Raw genomic sequence first — 15,412 nt, 5'->3', positions numbered from 1 at the left:
GAGAACCTGATGAAACACGAAGTAATCGAGAAGAACGTCTTCCTGCTGGTGCTGTTGATGGTGTTTGCCGTCAGCATCGGCGGCCTGACCCAGATCGTCCCGCTGTTCTTCCAGGACGTCACCAACAAGCCGGTCGAAGGCATGAAGCCCTACACCGCGCTGCAGCTGGAAGGCCGCGACATCTACATCCGTGAAGGCTGCGTACAGTGCCACTCGCAGATGATCCGTCCGTTCCGCGCCGAAACCGAACGCTACGGCCACTACTCGGTAGCCGGTGAAAGCGTGTGGGACCACCCGTTCCTGTGGGGCTCCAAGCGTACCGGCCCTGACCTGGCCCGCGTCGGCGGCCGCTACTCCGACGACTGGCACCGTGCGCACCTGTACAACCCGCGCAACGTGGTACCCGAGTCGAAGATGCCGGCCTACCCGTGGCTGGTGGCCAACCCGGTCGACAGCAGCCATACCGAGACCAAGCTGCGCGTGATGCGCACCCTGGGCGTGCCCTACAGCGACGACGATATCACCGGCGCCGTGGCCTCGCTCAAGGGCAAGTCCGAGATGGACGCGCTGGTCGCCTACCTGCAGGTGCTCGGCACCGCGATCAAGAACAAGAGGTAAGCGCCATGGACTTCACACTGGATATCGGCCAGTTGCGCGGCCTGGGCACCCTGCTGGTAGCCATCGCCTTCATCGGCCTGGCGCTGTGGGTGTTCAGCGGCCGGCGTGACCGCGAGTTCGCCGAAGCGAGCCTGCTGCCGTTCGCCGACGATCGCCTTGTACCTGCCGCCAAAGAATCCGAATCGAGGAGTAACGGGCAATGACCACCTTCTGGAGTACGTACATCTGCGTACTGACCATCGGTAGCCTGATCGGCCTGACCTGGCTGCTGCTCAGCACCCGCAAGGGCCAGAGCAAGGGCACCACCGACCAGACCATGGGCCACAGCTTCGACGGCATCGAGGAGTACGACAACCCGCTGCCCAAGTGGTGGTTCTGGCTGTTCGTCGGCACCCTGGTGTTCTCGGTGGGCTACCTGATCCTGTACCCGGGCCTGGGCAACTGGAAAGGCATCCTGCCCGGCTACGAGAACGGCTGGACCGGCGCCAACGAGTGGCAAAAGGAAATGGACCGCGCCGACGCCAAGTTCGGGCCGATCTTCGCCAAGTTCGCCGCCATGCCGGTGGAAGAAGTGGCCAAGGACCCGCAGGCGCTGAAAATGGGCGGTCGCCTGTTCGCCTCCAACTGCTCGGTGTGCCACGGCTCGGACGCCAAGGGTGCCTACGGCTTCCCCAACCTCACCGACAATGACTGGCGCTGGGGCGGTGACCCGGAAACCATCAAGGCTTCGATCATGGGCGGTCGTCACGGCGTGATGCCGGCCTGGGCCGAAGTGATCGGCGAGCAGGGCGTGGCCGATGTGGCCGGGTTCGTGCTGACCAACCTCGATGGCCGCAGCCTGCCCAAGGACGCCAAGGCCGACGTGGAAAACGGCAAGCAGCTGTTCGCCACCAACTGCGTGGCCTGCCACGGACCGGAAGGCAAAGGCACCCCGGCGATGGGCGCACCTGACCTGACCCACCCGCAGGCATTCATCTACGGTTCGAGCTATGCCCAGCTGCAGCAGACCATCCGTTACGGCCGTCAGGGCCAGATGCCGGCGCAGCAGGACATTCAGGGCAACGACAAGGTCCACCTGCTGGCGGCCTATGTCTACAGCCTGTCGCAACCGGCAGAGAACGTAACTGCCAAGTGAAACGATGATGTAACTGAGCCTTGACTCAAACCGCCGCATCGACAACGGTGCGGCGGTTCCCACCGCCCCTTGCGACCAAGTGTCGCACCCCGCCGCACACCCGCCTTGCACCCCCCCTGATCGAGACTAAGCTTGTTGCCACAGTGGCTTGAAGTCTTGCACCTGAATGCACCTTTTTGGCGCACTTTCTGTTCGCGAGCCACCACCAAAGGCTGATGGATCCCGGCCCAAGTGCGAATTGCCTGCCCTGACCACGCAGGACGATAGTGCCAAGGCAGCTTAATGCGTGCACAACGAAAGCGGAATAATGGTGCACATTATCGCCTTGCGATTGTGTACACTTCCCACCGCCAATCGGCTGGAAACGCCGTAAAATCGGCCTTCGCAAGGTGCGGCGCGATTTCCATCGCGTTGCAATAACCACACGGTTTATACATACTTGCGCCGATTTTTTAACCAACAAAAACACCCAAACCGTGGAACCTTAGAATGAGCACAGCAATCAGTCCGACTGCTTATAACTATAAGGTCGTCCGCCAGTTCGCCATCATGACGGTGGTCTGGGGGATCCTTGGCATGGGCCTCGGTGTCTTCATCGCCTCGCAACTGGTCTGGCCTCAGCTGAACCTGGACCTGCCGTGGACGAGCTTTGGACGCCTGCGCCCCCTGCACACCAACCTGGTGATCTTCGCCTTCGGTGGGTGCGCACTGTTTGCCACTTCCTACTATGTCGTGCAGCGAACCTGCCAGACGCGACTGATTTCCGACAGCCTCGCGGCCTTCACCTTCTGGGGCTGGCAAGCGGTGATCGTCGGCGCGCTGGTCACCCTGCCGCTGGGCTACACCACGACCAAGGAATACGCAGAACTGGAATGGCCTATCGCCATTTTGCTGGCCATCGTGTGGGTTACCTACGGTGCGGTGTTCTTCGGCACCATCGTCAAGCGCAAGACCAAGCACATCTATGTGGGCAACTGGTTCTACGGTGCCTTCATCGTGGTGACCGCGATGCTGCACATCGTCAACCACGCTTCCCTGCCGGTCAGCCTGTTCAAGTCGTACTCGGCCTACTCGGGCGCGACCGACGCGATGATCCAGTGGTGGTACGGCCACAACGCCGTGGGCTTCTTCCTGACCACCGGCTTCCTGGGCATGATGTACTACTTCGTACCCAAGCAGGCCGAACGCCCGATCTACTCGTATCGCCTGTCGATCGTGCACTTCTGGGCGCTGATCACCCTGTACATCTGGGCAGGCCCGCACCACCTGCACTACACCGCGCTGCCCGACTGGGCGCAGTCGCTGGGCATGGCGATGTCGATCATCCTGCTGGCCCCGAGCTGGGGCGGCATGATCAACGGCATGATGACCCTGTCGGGCGCCTGGCATAAGCTGCGCACCGACCCGATCCTGCGCTTTCTGGTGGTATCGCTGGCGTTCTACGGCATGTCGACCTTCGAAGGCCCGATGATGGCGATCAAGACCGTCAACTCGCTGTCGCACTACACCGACTGGACCATCGGCCACGTACACGCCGGCGCCCTGGGCTGGGTAGCGATGATCTCGATCGGCGCGCTGTACCACATGATTCCGAAAATCTATGGCCGCGTGCAGATGCACAGCGTGGGCCTGATCAACGCGCACTTCTGGCTGGCGACCATCGGCACCGTGCTGTACATCGCCTCGATGTGGGTCAACGGCATCACCCAGGGCCTGATGTGGCGCGCCATCAACGACGACGGCACCCTCACCTACTCCTTCGTCGAAGCGCTGCAGGCCAGCCACCCGGGCTTTATCGTGCGTGCACTGGGCGGTGCGTTCTTCGCCTCCGGCATGCTGCTGATGGCCTACAACGTTTGGCGCACCGTCCGCGCCTCGCAGCCGGCCGAAGCTGAAGCCGCCGCTCAGATCGCTGTCGTTGGAGCTCACTGATGAAGCACGAAGTAGTCGAGAAGAATATCGGCCTGCTGGCCTTCTTCATGGTCATCGCCGTGAGCATCGGCGGCCTGACCCAGATCGTCCCGCTGTTCTTCCAGGACGTCACCAACAAGCCGGTCGAGGGCATGAAGCCCCGCGTCGCGCTGGAGCTGGAAGGCCGCGACATCTACATCCGTGAAGGCTGCGTGCAGTGTCACTCGCAGATGATCCGTCCGTTCCGCGCCGAAACCGAGCGCTACGGCCACTACTCGGTAGCCGGTGAAAGCGTGTGGGACCACCCGTTCCTGTGGGGTTCCAAGCGTACCGGGCCTGACCTGGCCCGCGTCGGCGGCCGCTACTCCGACGACTGGCACCGCGCGCACCTGTACAACCCGCGCAACGTGGTGCCGGAGTCGAAGATGCCGGCCTACCCGTGGCTGGTGGAGAACACCCTCGACGGCAAGCTGACCGCCAGGAAAATGGAAGTGTTGCGTACCCTCGGCACGCCCTACACCGACGAGGACATCGCCGGTGCCCGCGACGCGGTCAAGGGCAAGACTGAAATGGACGCTCTGGTTGCCTACCTGCAAGGGCTGGGCACCATCATCAAAAGCAAACGGTGACCTTGATGGATATCGGGATGATTCGTGGCCTGGGCACCGTCGTGGTGATGGTGGCCTTCATCGGCCTGGCGTTGTGGGTATTCAGTTCTCGGCGCAAGTCCGAGTTCGACGAAGCGACCATGCTGCCCTTCGCGGATGATCCCGAAGCCAGCAAGCACGTCGAGCAAGCGCAAGCGAGCGCTTCTAGGAGTAACAAAGAATGACTACCTTCTGGAGTCTGTACGTCACCGTTCTGAGTCTGGGTACCATCTTTGCCCTGACCTGGCTGCTGCTGTCCACCCGCAAGGGCCAGCGCAGCGAAACCACCGAAGAAACCGTGGGCCACGCCTACGACGGCATCGAGGAATACGACAACCCGCTGCCCAAGTGGTGGTTCATGCTGTTCGTGGGCACCATCGTGTTCGCCCTGGGCTACCTGGTGCTGTACCCGGGCCTGGGCAACTGGAAAGGCCTGCTGCCGGGCTACCAGTACCTGGACAACGAAAACAAGGTGGCCTTTGCCAACGGCGAGTCGGGCTGGACCGGCGTGCATGAGTGGGAAAAGGAAATGGCGCGTTCGGATGCCAAGTTCGGGCCGATCTTCGCCAAATTTGCAGCGATGCCAATTGAAGAAGTGGCCAAGGATCCGCAAGCCCTGAAGATGGGTGGCCGCCTGTTCGCCTCCAACTGCTCGGTATGCCACGGCTCCGACGCCAAGGGCTCCTACGGCTTCCCCAACCTGACCGACGACGACTGGCGCTGGGGCGGCGAGCCCGAGACCATCAAGGCCACCATCATGGGCGGTCGTCACGGCGTGATGCCGGCGTGGGCCGAAGTGATCGGCGAGCAGGGCGTGGCCGATGTGGCCGGGTTCGTGCTGACCAACCTCGATGGCCGCACCCTGCCCAAGGACGCCAAGGCCGACGTGGAAAACGGCAAGAAGCTGTTCGCCGCCAACTGCGTGGCCTGCCACGGACCGGAAGGCAAAGGCACCCCGGCGATGGGCGCGCCCAACCTGACCCATCCGCAGGCGTTCATCTACGGCTCGAGCTACGCCCAGCTGCAGCAGACCATCCGTTACGGCCGCCAGGGCCAGATGCCGGCGCAGCAGGACATTCAGGGCAACGACAAGGTCCACCTGCTGGCGGCCTATGTCTACAGCCTTTCGCACCAGCCAGAGAAAACCGCCGAAGCGCAGTGAACATGCCCCGGCTGTGAAAAGGCCCCGCCAGTGTTGCTGGCGGGGCCTTTTTATTGGCGCAGGCCCCTTCTGCCGGCTAGCCGGCCAAGGGGCCGGATCTGCCACCCACGTGACTCAGGTCAATTGACAAGCTCCACTACACTATCGCCCGCCACTAACCAACGCGACCAAAGGTCGCACTGCACCCTGTACCGCAATGACAGGCGTATCATGCGCCCTAGAGCAGCAACAACTTCTGACTGCGGTCGGCATGTACTGGCCGCGGCACTTTTCCACTGCCGTGGGACTCAATGATGAGCAAACAGATTCCAGTACATGACGTCACCCCACCTGCCAAGAAAGATGCCGGCGGCGTCGACCTCTATGCCGCACGGGAAAAGATCTACACCCGCGCCTTCACCGGCCTGTTCCGCAACCTGCGCATGGCCGGCGGGGCCCTCCTGTTCCTGCTGTACTTCGGTACCGTCTGGCTGAACTGGGGCGGGCACCAGGCCGTGTGGTGGAACCTGCCCGAGCGCAAGTTCTACATCTTCGGCACCACCATCTGGCCCCAGGACTTCATCCTGCTCTCGGGCATCCTGATCGTCGCGGCCTTCGGCCTGTTCTTCATCACCGTGTTCGCCGGGCGCGTGTGGTGCGGCTATACCTGCCCGCAAAGCGTGTGGACATGGATCTTCATGTGGTGTGAGAAGGTCACCGAAGGCGACCGCAACCAGCGCATCAAGCTCGACAAGGCGCCCATGAGTGCCAACAAGCTGGTGCGCAAGCTGGCCAAGCACAGCCTGTGGCTGAGCATCGGCTTCGTCACCGGCATGACCTTCGTCGGCTACTTCAGCCCCATTCGCGAACTGAGCATCGAATTCTTCACCGGCCAGGCCGACGGCTGGGCCTACTTCTGGGTCGGCTTCTTCACCCTGGCCACTTACGGCAACGCCGGCTGGCTGCGTGAGCAGGTGTGCATCTACATGTGCCCGTATGCGCGCTTCCAGAGCGTGATGTTCGACAAGGACACGCTGATCGTGTCGTACGACCCGCGTCGCGGCGAAACCCGCGGCCCGCGCAAGAAGGACATGGACTACAAGGCCAAGGGCCTGGGCGACTGCATCGACTGCACCATGTGCGTGCAGGTGTGCCCGACCGGCATCGACATCCGCGACGGCCTGCAGATCGAGTGCATCGGCTGCGCCGCCTGCATCGATGCCTGCGACACCATCATGGACAAGATGGAGTACCCGCGCGGGCTGATCAGCTACACCACCGAGCACAACCTGTCGGGGCAGAAGACGCACATGCTGCGCCCGCGCCTGATCGGCTACTTCGTGGTGCTGCTGGTGATGATCGGCCTACTGGCCACCGCCTTCCTCATGCGCCCGCTGGTGGGCTTCGACGTGAGCAAGGACCGCGTGCTGTACCGCGAGAACGCCCAGGGCCGCATCGAGAACGTGTACAGCCTCAAGGTGATGAACAAGGACCAGCGCGACCACGTGTACGTGCTCGATGCCTCCGGCCTGCCGGACCTCAAGCTCGAAGGCGCGCGGGAGATCCGCGTGGCGGCCGGCGATATCGTCAGCCTGCCGGTACAACTGTCGATGGCACCGGAAGATCTGCCTTCGACTGCCAACGAAGTCACCTTCACCCTCAAGGACGCCGACGACAACGGCACCCAGGTCGAAGCCAAGAGCCGTTTCATCGGCCCCAACATTCGCTAAGAGAGTAGAGACATGCCTGCAAACGCCTCCAGCCCCTGGCACCACCACCTCTGGCCGTGGATCATCATCGGCGTGCTGGCCACGTCGGTGACCTTGAGCCTGACCATGGTGACCATCGCGGTGAACAACCCGGACAACCTGGTCAACGACAACTACTACGAGGCTGGCAAGGGCATCAACCGCTCGCTGGACCGCGAGCTGCTGGGGCAGAGCCTGAAGCTCAAGGCCAGCGTGCACCTGGACGAGCTGACCGGCGAAGTGGACCTGCGCCTGAGCGGTGACAGCCAGCCGCAGACCCTGGAGCTGAACCTGATCTCGCCGACCCAGCCGGAGAAGGACCGCAAGATCATGCTGACCCGCAGCGAAAGCGAGCCCGGGCGTTACCTGGGGCAGTTGAGCGACAAGGTCGAGGGCCGGCGTTTCGTCGAGCTGCTGGGTACCGAAAAGGGCCAGGTATGGCGCCTGTTCGAAGAAGAGCAAGTGGCGCACGACACCACGCTGATGCTGGGTGACGAGGCGCTGCAAGGGGCTGAACACCTCGAGAAATGAGTCGACTGCAATCGCGGGTCAAGCCCGCTCCCACAGGTTTTCGGTGCTCAGACACCCTGTGGGAGCGGGCTTGACCCGCGACAAGGTCACCACCCATCTGCGATAGATAACAATGACCAGCCCCACGCCTTGCTACCACTGCGCCCTGCCCGTCCCGGCCGGCAGCCACTTCACCGCCGTGGTACTCGGCGAACCCCGTGCATTCTGCTGCCCCGGCTGCCAGGCCGTGGCCGAAGCCATCGTCGCCGGCAACCTGGAAAGCTACTACCAGCACCGCAGCGAAGCCAGCGCCAACCCCGACGCGCTGCCCGTGCAACTGGTCGACGAACTGGCCCTGTACGATCGCAGCGACGTGCAGAAGCCTTTTGTGCGCCACACCGGCGAACTCGCTGAAACCACCCTGATGATCGAAGGCATCAGTTGCGCCGCCTGCGGCTGGCTGATCGAAAAGCACCTGCGCAACCTGCCGGCGGTGGCCGAGGCGCGACTGAACCTGTCCAACCATCGCCTGCAGGTGCAATGGGCCGACAGCCAGCTGCCGCTCTCGCAACTGTTGGGTGAACTGCGCCATATCGGCTACGCCGCCCACCCCTACCAGGCCGACCGCGCCGCCGAGCAGCTGGCCAGCGAGAACCGCACCGCCCTGCGCCAGCTCGGCGTGGCCGGCCTGCTGTGGTTCCAGGCCATGATGGCAACCATGGCCACCTGGCCCGAGTTCAACATCGACCTGAGCCCGGAGCTGCACACCATCCTGCGCTGGGTGGCACTGTTTCTCACCACGCCTATCGTGTTCTACAGCTGCGCGCCGTTCTTCAAGGGCGCCGCCCGCGACCTGCGCACCCGCCACCTGACCATGGACGTCTCGGTGTCGCTGGCCATCGGCCTGGCCTACTTCGCCGGGATCTGGACCGCCATCACCGGCAGCGGCGAGCTGTATTTCGATGCAGTGGGCATGTTCGCGCTGTTCTTGCTGGCCGGGCGCTACCTGGAACGCCGTGCCCGCGAGCGCACCGCCGCAGCCACCGCGCAACTGGTCAACCTGCTGCCGGCCTCGTGCCTGCGCCTGGATGCCGACGGCAACAGCCAGCGCATCCTGCTGCGCGAGCTGCAGACCGGCGACCGGGTCCTGGTACACCCGGGCGCGGTGCTGCCCGCCGACGGGCGCATCATCGACGGCCAGTCGAGCGTCGACGAATCGCTGCTGACCGGCGAGTACCTGCCGCAACCGCGCCAGTGCGGCGATGCGGTGACGGCCGGCACGCTGAACATCGAGAGCGTACTGACCGTGCAGGTGCAGGCCCTGGGCCAGGACACCCGACTGTCGGCCATCGTGCGCCTGCTCGAACGCGCCCAGTCGGAAAAACCTCGCTTGGCCGAGATCGCCGACCGTGCCTCACAGTGGTTCCTGCTGTTCTCGCTGGTGGCCGCCGCGGCCATCGGCCTGCTGTGGTGGGAACTGGACCCCTCGCGGGCGTTCTGGATCGTGCTGGCCATGCTGGTCGCCACCTGCCCCTGCGCACTCTCGCTGGCCACCCCCACCGCGCTCACCGCGGCCACCGGCACGCTGCACAAGCTCGGCCTGCTGCTCACCCGCGGCCATGTGCTGGAGGGCCTGAACCAGATCGACACGGTGATTTTCGACAAGACCGGCACCCTCACCGAGGGGCGCCTGACATTGCGCGCCATCCGCCCGCTGGGGACGCTGGACGCCGACCAGTGCCTGACCCTCGCCGCCGCCCTCGAAAGCCGCTCCGAGCACCCGATCGCCCGCGCCTTCGGGCGCACCATCACGGTCGCCGACGACGTGCAGAGCACGCCGGGGCTGGGTCTTGAGGGGCAGGTGGAGAACCGCCGCCTGCGCATCGGCCAGGCCGACTTCGTGTGCGCCCTGAGCCACAGCGCAGCGCCGGCGATGCCCGATGAACCCGGGCAGTGGCTGCTGCTGGGCGACAGCCACGGGCCGCTGGCCTGGTTCGTGCTCGACGACCGCCTGCGCCACGACGCCGCCGACCTGCTGGCAGCCTGCCGTGCCCGCGGTTGGCAGACCCTGCTGCTGTCGGGCGACAGCTCGCCGATGGTGGCCAGCGTCGCCGCCGAGCTGCGCATCGACCAGGCCGTCGGCGGCCTGCGCCCGGACGACAAGCTGCAACGGCTCAAGGCCCTGCAGGCCAAAGGACACAAGGTGCTGATGCTGGGTGACGGGGTCAACGACGTGCCGGTGCTGGCCGCGGCCGACATCAGCATTGCCATGGGCTCGGCCACCGACCTGGCCAAGACCAGCGCCGATGCGGTGCTGTTGTCCAACCGCCTGGAGGCGCTGGTGCAGGCTTTCGGCCTGGCGCGCCGCACGCGCCGGATAATCATCGAGAACCTGCTGTGGGCTGGCCTGTACAATGGCCTCATGCTGCCGTTCGCCGCACTGGGCTGGATCACTCCGATCTGGGCGGCGGTCGGCATGTCGGTCAGTTCGCTGATCGTGGTGCTCAACGCCCTGCGCCTTACGCGCATCCGCGAGCTGCCTGCCACCGCCCCTATCGTCGACGCCGCACACCCCGCGACGGCCTGACCCGGAGACCCCATGCCCGCGCTCTACGTCATGATTCCCGCCGCGCTGCTGATCGTCGCGATCGCCGTGTACATCTTCTTCTGGGCCGTGGACAGCGGCCAGTACGACGACCTCGAAGGCCCGGCCCACAGCATCCTGTTCGACGACCAGGACCCCAAGCACCAGGCCGCCCTGGACCAGGCCGAGCCGCGCAAGCCCGACGACAGCGGCGCCCCGCCCCATGCTTGACCTGTTGCCGCTGCTGAGTTCGGCGCTGATCCTCGGCCTGCTGGGGGGCGGCCACTGCCTGGGCATGTGCGGCGGCCTGATGGGCGCACTCACCCTGGCCATCCCCAAGGCGCAGCGCAGCCGGCGCTTTCAGCTGCTGCTGGCGTACAACCTGGGGCGCATCCTCAGCTATGCCGCTGCCGGCCTGCTGCTGGGCCTGGCCGGCTGGGCGGTGGCGGGCGGCCCGCTGGCCACCGGCATGCGCGTGCTCGCGGCGCTGCTGCTGATCAGCATGGGCCTGTACCTGGCCGGCTGGTGGAGCGGCCTGACCCGCATCGAAAGCCTGGGGCGCGGCCTGTGGCGGCACATACAGCCGGTGGCCAATCGCCTGCTGCCGGTGTCGAGCCTGCCGCGCGCGCTGCTGCTGGGCGCGCTGTGGGGCTGGTTGCCGTGCGGGCTGGTCTACAGCACCCTGCTGTGGGCCGCCAGCCAGGGCAACGCCACCCACAGCGCCCTGCTGATGCTGGCCTTCGGCCTGGGCACCTGGCCGGTGCTGCTGGCCACGGGGCTGGCTGCCGAGCGCACCAGTGCCCTGCTGCGCAAGCGCGGGGTACGCGTGACGGGGGGCCTGCTGGTGATCCTGTTCGGCCTGTGGACCCTGCCGGGGCCGCACCAGCACTGGCTCATGGGGCACTGAACACCCGTTGATACAAATCAACACGCCCTGACACAACGCTCCCTAGACTCCGGACACTGCCGCCATTCCAGGGACTGCCACCATGCTCGACGCCCTCCACTGGGACCCCGACCTTATTCGCCGTTACGATCTGGCGGGCCCGCGCTACACCTCCTACCCGACCGCCGTGCAACTGCACAGCCAGGTCGGCTCGTTCGACCTGTTGCACGCCCTGCGTGATAGCCGCCGCGCCGCGCGCCCGCTGTCGCTGTACGTGCACGTGCCGTTCTGCGCCAACATCTGCTACTACTGCGCCTGCAACAAGGTGATCACCAAGGACCGCGGTCGCGCCCAGCCCTACCTGCAGCGCCTGGAGCAGGAAATCCAGCTGATCGCCTGCCACCTGGACCCGCGCCAGACCGTGGAGCAACTGCACCTGGGCGGCGGTACACCGACTTTTCTCAGCCACGCCGAACTGCGCCAGCTGATGACGCACCTGCGTCAGCACTTCAACCTGCTGGATGATGATTCGGGCGACTACGGCATCGAGATCGACCCGCGCGAGGCCGACTGGTCGACCATGGGGCTGCTGCGCGAACTGGGCTTCAACCGTGTCAGCCTGGGCGTGCAAGACCTCGACCCGGTGGTGCAACGGGCCATCAACCGCCCGCAAAGCCTGGAGCAGACCCGCGCGATCATCGAGGCGGCGCGCACCCTGCAGTTTCGCTCGATCAACCTCGACCTGATCTACGGCCTGCCCAAGCAGAGTACCGAAGGCTTTGCACGCACCGTCGAGGAAGTGATCAAGCTGCAGCCCGACCGCCTCTCGGTGTTCAACTATGCGCACCTGCCCGAGCGTTTCATGCCCCAGCGGCGCATCGACAGCAGCGACCTGCCGGCGCCTGCGCTGAAACTGGAAATGCTGCACAACACCATCGAGCAGCTGACCGAGGCAGGCTATCGCTACATCGGTATGGACCATTTCGCCCTGCCCGACGACGAACTGGCCATTGCCCAGGAAGAGTCGACCCTGCAGCGCAACTTCCAGGGCTACACCACCCACGGCCACTGCGACCTGATCGGCCTTGGCGTGTCGGCCATCAGCCAGATCGGCGACCTGTACTGCCAGAACAGCAGTGATCTGAACGAATACCAGAACACCCTCGGCGCCTCGCAGTTGCCCACCAGTCGCGGCCTGATCTGCAACGAGGACGACCGCATCCGCCGCGCGGTGATCCAGCAGCTGATCTGCCATTTCGAACTGGAGTTCGAGACCATCGAGCGCGCCTTCACCCTCGATTTTCGCGGTTACTTCAACGCGCAGTGGCCTGCCCTGCTGGGCATGGCCAAGGACGGCCTGATCAGCCTGGATGCCAACGGGATCAAGGTGTTGCCGGCGGGGCGCCTGCTGGTACGCTCGGTATGCATGGTGTTCGATGCCTACCTGGACCTGCACAACCGCCAGCGGTTTTCGCGGGTGATTTGAATCAGCCCATCAACTCGAACACCTTCGCGACCTGATCAAGGCTCAGGTTCTCCTGCTTCATGGCCTTGTTCAGGTTGGCGGTGGCGGTGGTGATTGCCCCCGTCAGCGTGGCGATCTCACCCTGCAGCGATGAGACCTTTTGCCGCATCTGCTCGGGGGTCAGGGAGTTGTCTCGCATGACGGCCTGCATCTGCTGCATCTTTTCAGCCAGTTGCTGCTGCAGCTTGCGGATGGTCTTGAGGGTCTGCTGGATGGTCTGGGGCAGACCGCTTTCCTCGATGTCCTTGTTGCCGCCGCTGCTTTTGGACGCTTGCAGGCCCGCCAGGGACAGGTTGACCCTGACCCCCTCCTTGGCAGGAGCCTCGGCCGGTTGGGCGCTCTGGGCACCGTCGACATTGGTCTTGGCGACAGGGGGTTTGAGTTGGGTTGCAGCGCTATTCAGAGGATTTGAATCGATAGAGAGCATGGACAGTCTTTCCTGTTAAGGACACTATTCCAGGTCATCGGCCAAACATCGCCGATCTTGAGCCCAGCACGCACCAAAAGCGCGCACGCTGGCCTGAACCCGGCCGTCTGAGTTACCCTTACGGCTTATGTGTGCTTTCCCCAGAAGGATCGAATGAAAATGTCCGAGCCAGTTAAACTGCGCCCTCACAACCAGGCCCATTGCAAGGATTGCAGCCTGGCGCCCTTGTGCCTGCCTCTTTCGCTGAATCTGGAAGACATGGACGCACTGGACGAAATCGTCAAGCGCGGGCGTCCGTTGAAAAAAGGCGAGTTTCTGTTCCGCCAGGGCGACAACTTCGGCTCGGTTTACGCCGTGCGCTCCGGCGCCCTGAAGACCTTCAGCCTGAGCGACGCGGGCGAGGAGCAGATCACCGGCTTCCACCTGCCCAGCGAGCTGGTCGGGCTGTCGGGCATGGACACCGAGGCCTACCCGGTATCGGCGCAGGCCCAGGAAACCACTTCGGTGTGCGAGATCCCCTTCGAGCGCCTGGACGAGCTGTCGGTGCAACTGCCGCAATTGCGTCGCCAACTGATGCGGGTGATGAGCCGCGAGATTCGCGACGACCAGCAGATGATGCTGCTGCTGTCCAAGAAGACTGCGGACGAGCGCATCGCCACCTTCCTGGTCAACCTGTCGGCGCGCTTTCGCGCACGCGGCTACTCGGCCAACCAGTTCCGCCTGAGCATGTCGCGCAACGAGATCGGCAACTACCTGGGCCTGGCGGTGGAAACCGTGTCACGGGTGTTCACGCGCTTCCAGCAGAACGGCCTGATCGAAGCCGAAGGCAAGGAAGTACGCATCATCGACCCGATTCAGCTGTGCGCCCTGGCCGGCGGCTCGCTGGACAGCTGACACCTGGCGCAGCAGGTATACTGGCTGGCGTTTGCCCTTCAGGATACCTGCCCCATGCCGACCGATGCGTTCGACCTCAAATCCCTGATCCGCCCGGTAACGGACTTTCCCAAGCCGGGGGTGATCTTTCGCGACATTACCCCGCTGTTCCAGTCCCCTCGGGGCCTGCGCCACGTTGCCGACCAATTCATCGAACGCTATGTCGAGGCTGACTTCAGCCATGTCGGGGCGCTGGATGCGCGCGGCTTCCTGATCGGCTCGATCATTGCCCACCAGCTCAACAAGCCGCTGATCCTGTTTCGCAAGCAGGGCAAGCTGCCGGCCGATGTGCTGGCCGAGGGTTACCAGACCGAATATGGCGAGGCGTTTCTGGAAGTGCATGCCGACAGCCTGTGCGAGGGCGATGCGGTGCTGATCATGGATGACCTGATCGCCACCGGCGGCACCCTGCTGGCAGCGGCCAAGCTGATACGGCGCATGGGGGCGGCCGTGTTCGAGGCGGCGGCGATCATCGACCTGCCGGAGCTGGGCGGCTCGCAGAAGCTGCAGGCGGCAGGGGTGCAGACGTTCTGCCTGACCGAGTTTTCGCTTAGCGAATATTGAGCGCGCACTGACCCCTTCGCCAGCAAGGCTGGCTCCTACAAAGGCCGCATGCTCTTGTAGGAGCCAGCCTTGCTGGCGAAGGGGCCCCGCACGCTCACAGCGCGATTGGTTTACGCCCCGCGAACGAATGCGCCAGCGTTCCGCCATCCACCAGTTCCAGCTCCCCGCCCAGCGGCACACCATGGGCGATGCGTGAAGCCACCAGCCCCTTGTCCGCCAGCAGCTGAGCGATGTAATGCGCCGTGGCCTCCCCTTCCACCGTGGGGTTGGTGGCCAGGATCACCTCGGTGAAGCTGCCCTGCTCCGCAATACGCGCCAGCAACTGCGGAATCCCGATGGCCTCCGGCCCCAGGCCGTCCAGTGGCGACAGATGCCCCTTGAGCACGAAGTAGCGGCCGCGATAACCGGTCTGCTCCACCGCGTACACGTCCATCGGCCCCTCCACCACGCACAGCAGGGTGTCGTCACGCCGTGGGTCGGCGCACTGCGGGCACAGCTCCTGCTCGGTCAGGGTGCGGCACTGACGGCAATGCCCCACCCCCTCCATGGCCTGGCTCAACGCCTGGGCCAGGCGTACGCCGCCGCTGCGGTCACGCTCCAGCAGTTGCAGGGCCATGCGCTGGGCGGTTTTCTGACCCACACCCGGCAGCGTGCGCAAGGCGTCGATCAGTTGGCGAATCAAGGGGCTGAAGCTCATGGTAAAAGGCCTGGCAGATCATCGGTTGAACGGAAAAACGACGATGGGAGCGACAACCGAATGGCTGTGCTCCCACCGAGGGTCAC

General features: G+C 64.5%; 17 protein-coding genes. 15 read left to right on the top strand and 2 right to left on the bottom strand.

Annotated elements, in window-relative coordinates:
• The first annotated feature begins 9 nt into the window (after nt 1–9).
• The 13 genes from ccoO (JZZ72_RS12870) to hemN all read left to right on the top strand — a co-directional run bounded on the left by ccoO (JZZ72_RS12870) (nt 10) and on the right by hemN (nt 12,666).
• Nucleotides 10–618: a cytochrome-c oxidase, cbb3-type subunit II gene (gene ccoO, locus JZZ72_RS12870; RefSeq protein WP_043862389.1), complete on the top strand. Its 609-nt coding sequence runs from the start codon at nt 10–12 to the stop codon at nt 616–618.
• A 5-nt stretch (nt 619–623) separates the two neighbouring features.
• Entirely contained in the window at nt 624–821 is a 198-nt protein-coding gene (locus JZZ72_RS12865) for a cbb3-type cytochrome oxidase subunit 3 (RefSeq protein ID WP_043862388.1), read from the top strand.
• On the top strand, nt 818–1,753 hold the full coding sequence (ccoP, locus tag JZZ72_RS12860) for a cytochrome-c oxidase, cbb3-type subunit III (RefSeq protein WP_043862387.1): 936 nt from the start codon (nt 818–820) through the stop codon (nt 1,751–1,753). Before JZZ72_RS12865 ends, ccoP (JZZ72_RS12860) begins: the two co-directional genes overlap by 4 nt.
• 489 nt (nt 1,754–2,242) lie before the next feature.
• Complete coding sequence (ccoN, locus tag JZZ72_RS12855) at nt 2,243–3,685, top strand: cytochrome-c oxidase, cbb3-type subunit I (RefSeq protein ID WP_043862386.1); 1,443 nt, start codon at nt 2,243–2,245, stop codon at nt 3,683–3,685.
• A complete protein-coding gene (gene ccoO, locus JZZ72_RS12850; RefSeq protein ID WP_043862385.1) occupies nt 3,685–4,293 on the top strand; it encodes a cytochrome-c oxidase, cbb3-type subunit II in 609 nt (202 codons plus the stop codon). Before ccoN ends, ccoO (JZZ72_RS12850) begins: the two co-directional genes overlap by 1 nt.
• 5 nt (nt 4,294–4,298) lie before the next feature.
• Entirely contained in the window at nt 4,299–4,496 is a 198-nt protein-coding gene (locus JZZ72_RS12845; RefSeq protein WP_043862418.1) for a CcoQ/FixQ family Cbb3-type cytochrome c oxidase assembly chaperone, read from the top strand.
• Nucleotides 4,493–5,473: a cytochrome-c oxidase, cbb3-type subunit III gene (gene ccoP, locus JZZ72_RS12840; protein WP_043862384.1), complete on the top strand. Its 981-nt coding sequence runs from the start codon at nt 4,493–4,495 to the stop codon at nt 5,471–5,473. The genes JZZ72_RS12845 and ccoP (JZZ72_RS12840) overlap by 4 nt, the downstream gene beginning before the upstream one ends.
• A 293-nt stretch (nt 5,474–5,766) precedes the next feature.
• The gene (gene ccoG, locus JZZ72_RS12835) at nt 5,767–7,182 is read left to right on the top strand and encodes a cytochrome c oxidase accessory protein CcoG (RefSeq protein WP_058542067.1); all 1,416 of its coding nucleotides are present in this window, start codon (nt 5,767–5,769) and stop codon (nt 7,180–7,182) included.
• Between the two features lie 12 nt (nt 7,183–7,194).
• Nucleotides 7,195–7,731 (top strand): FixH family protein, encoded by a 537-nt coding sequence (locus tag JZZ72_RS12830; RefSeq protein ID WP_043862382.1) that lies wholly within the window; start codon nt 7,195–7,197, stop codon nt 7,729–7,731.
• Nucleotides 7,732–7,843: 112 nt separating this feature from the next.
• Nucleotides 7,844–10,297, top strand: a complete 2,454-nt coding sequence (locus tag JZZ72_RS12825) for a heavy metal translocating P-type ATPase (RefSeq protein ID WP_210014531.1) — start codon at nt 7,844–7,846, stop codon at nt 10,295–10,297.
• 12 nt (nt 10,298–10,309) lie between these two features.
• Nucleotides 10,310–10,525: a cbb3-type cytochrome oxidase assembly protein CcoS gene (gene ccoS, locus JZZ72_RS12820; RefSeq protein ID WP_054915579.1), complete on the top strand. Its 216-nt coding sequence runs from the start codon at nt 10,310–10,312 to the stop codon at nt 10,523–10,525.
• Nucleotides 10,518–11,201 carry a sulfite exporter TauE/SafE family protein gene (locus JZZ72_RS12815; protein WP_043862379.1) on the top strand — a complete coding sequence of 228 codons (684 nt, stop codon included), beginning with the start codon at nt 10,518–10,520 and terminating at the stop codon, nt 11,199–11,201. The genes ccoS and JZZ72_RS12815 overlap by 8 nt, the downstream gene beginning before the upstream one ends.
• 82 nt (nt 11,202–11,283) lie before the next feature.
• Nucleotides 11,284–12,666 carry an oxygen-independent coproporphyrinogen III oxidase gene (gene hemN / locus JZZ72_RS12810; protein WP_058542025.1) on the top strand — a complete coding sequence of 461 codons (1,383 nt, stop codon included), beginning with the start codon at nt 11,284–11,286 and terminating at the stop codon, nt 12,664–12,666.
• A 1-nt stretch (nt 12,667) separates the two neighbouring features.
• Here the strand turns inward: hemN and JZZ72_RS12805 are convergent, their stop codons facing one another.
• Nucleotides 12,668–13,132 carry a hypothetical protein gene (locus JZZ72_RS12805; protein ID WP_043862377.1) on the bottom strand — a complete coding sequence of 155 codons (465 nt, stop codon included), beginning with the start codon at nt 13,130–13,132 and terminating at the stop codon, nt 12,668–12,670.
• A gap of 159 nt (nt 13,133–13,291) precedes the next feature.
• On the opposite strand from JZZ72_RS12805, the gene fnrA reads away from it, so the two are divergent.
• Together fnrA and JZZ72_RS12795 are read left to right on the top strand one after the other, a co-directional pair.
• On the top strand, nt 13,292–14,026 hold the full coding sequence (gene fnrA, locus JZZ72_RS12800) for a Crp/Fnr family transcriptional regulator FnrA (RefSeq protein ID WP_043862376.1): 735 nt from the start codon (nt 13,292–13,294) through the stop codon (nt 14,024–14,026).
• Nucleotides 14,027–14,080: 54 nt separating this feature from the next.
• Nucleotides 14,081–14,629 carry an adenine phosphoribosyltransferase gene (locus JZZ72_RS12795; protein ID WP_058542026.1) on the top strand — a complete coding sequence of 183 codons (549 nt, stop codon included), beginning with the start codon at nt 14,081–14,083 and terminating at the stop codon, nt 14,627–14,629.
• Nucleotides 14,630–14,723: 94 nt separating this feature from the next.
• Here the strand turns inward: JZZ72_RS12795 and recR are convergent, their stop codons facing one another.
• Entirely contained in the window at nt 14,724–15,326 is a 603-nt protein-coding gene (gene recR, locus JZZ72_RS12790) for a recombination mediator RecR (protein WP_078480240.1), read from the bottom strand.
• Nucleotides 15,327–15,412 lie beyond the last annotated feature (86 nt).

Origin of the sequence: Pseudomonas palmensis (genome assembly GCF_017848315.1) — a bacterium.
GTDB lineage: Bacteria > Pseudomonadota > Gammaproteobacteria > Pseudomonadales > Pseudomonadaceae > Aquipseudomonas > Aquipseudomonas palmensis.
Note: the sequence above shows the minus strand (reverse complement) of the source record. Positions and strands in the feature narration are given on the sequence as shown.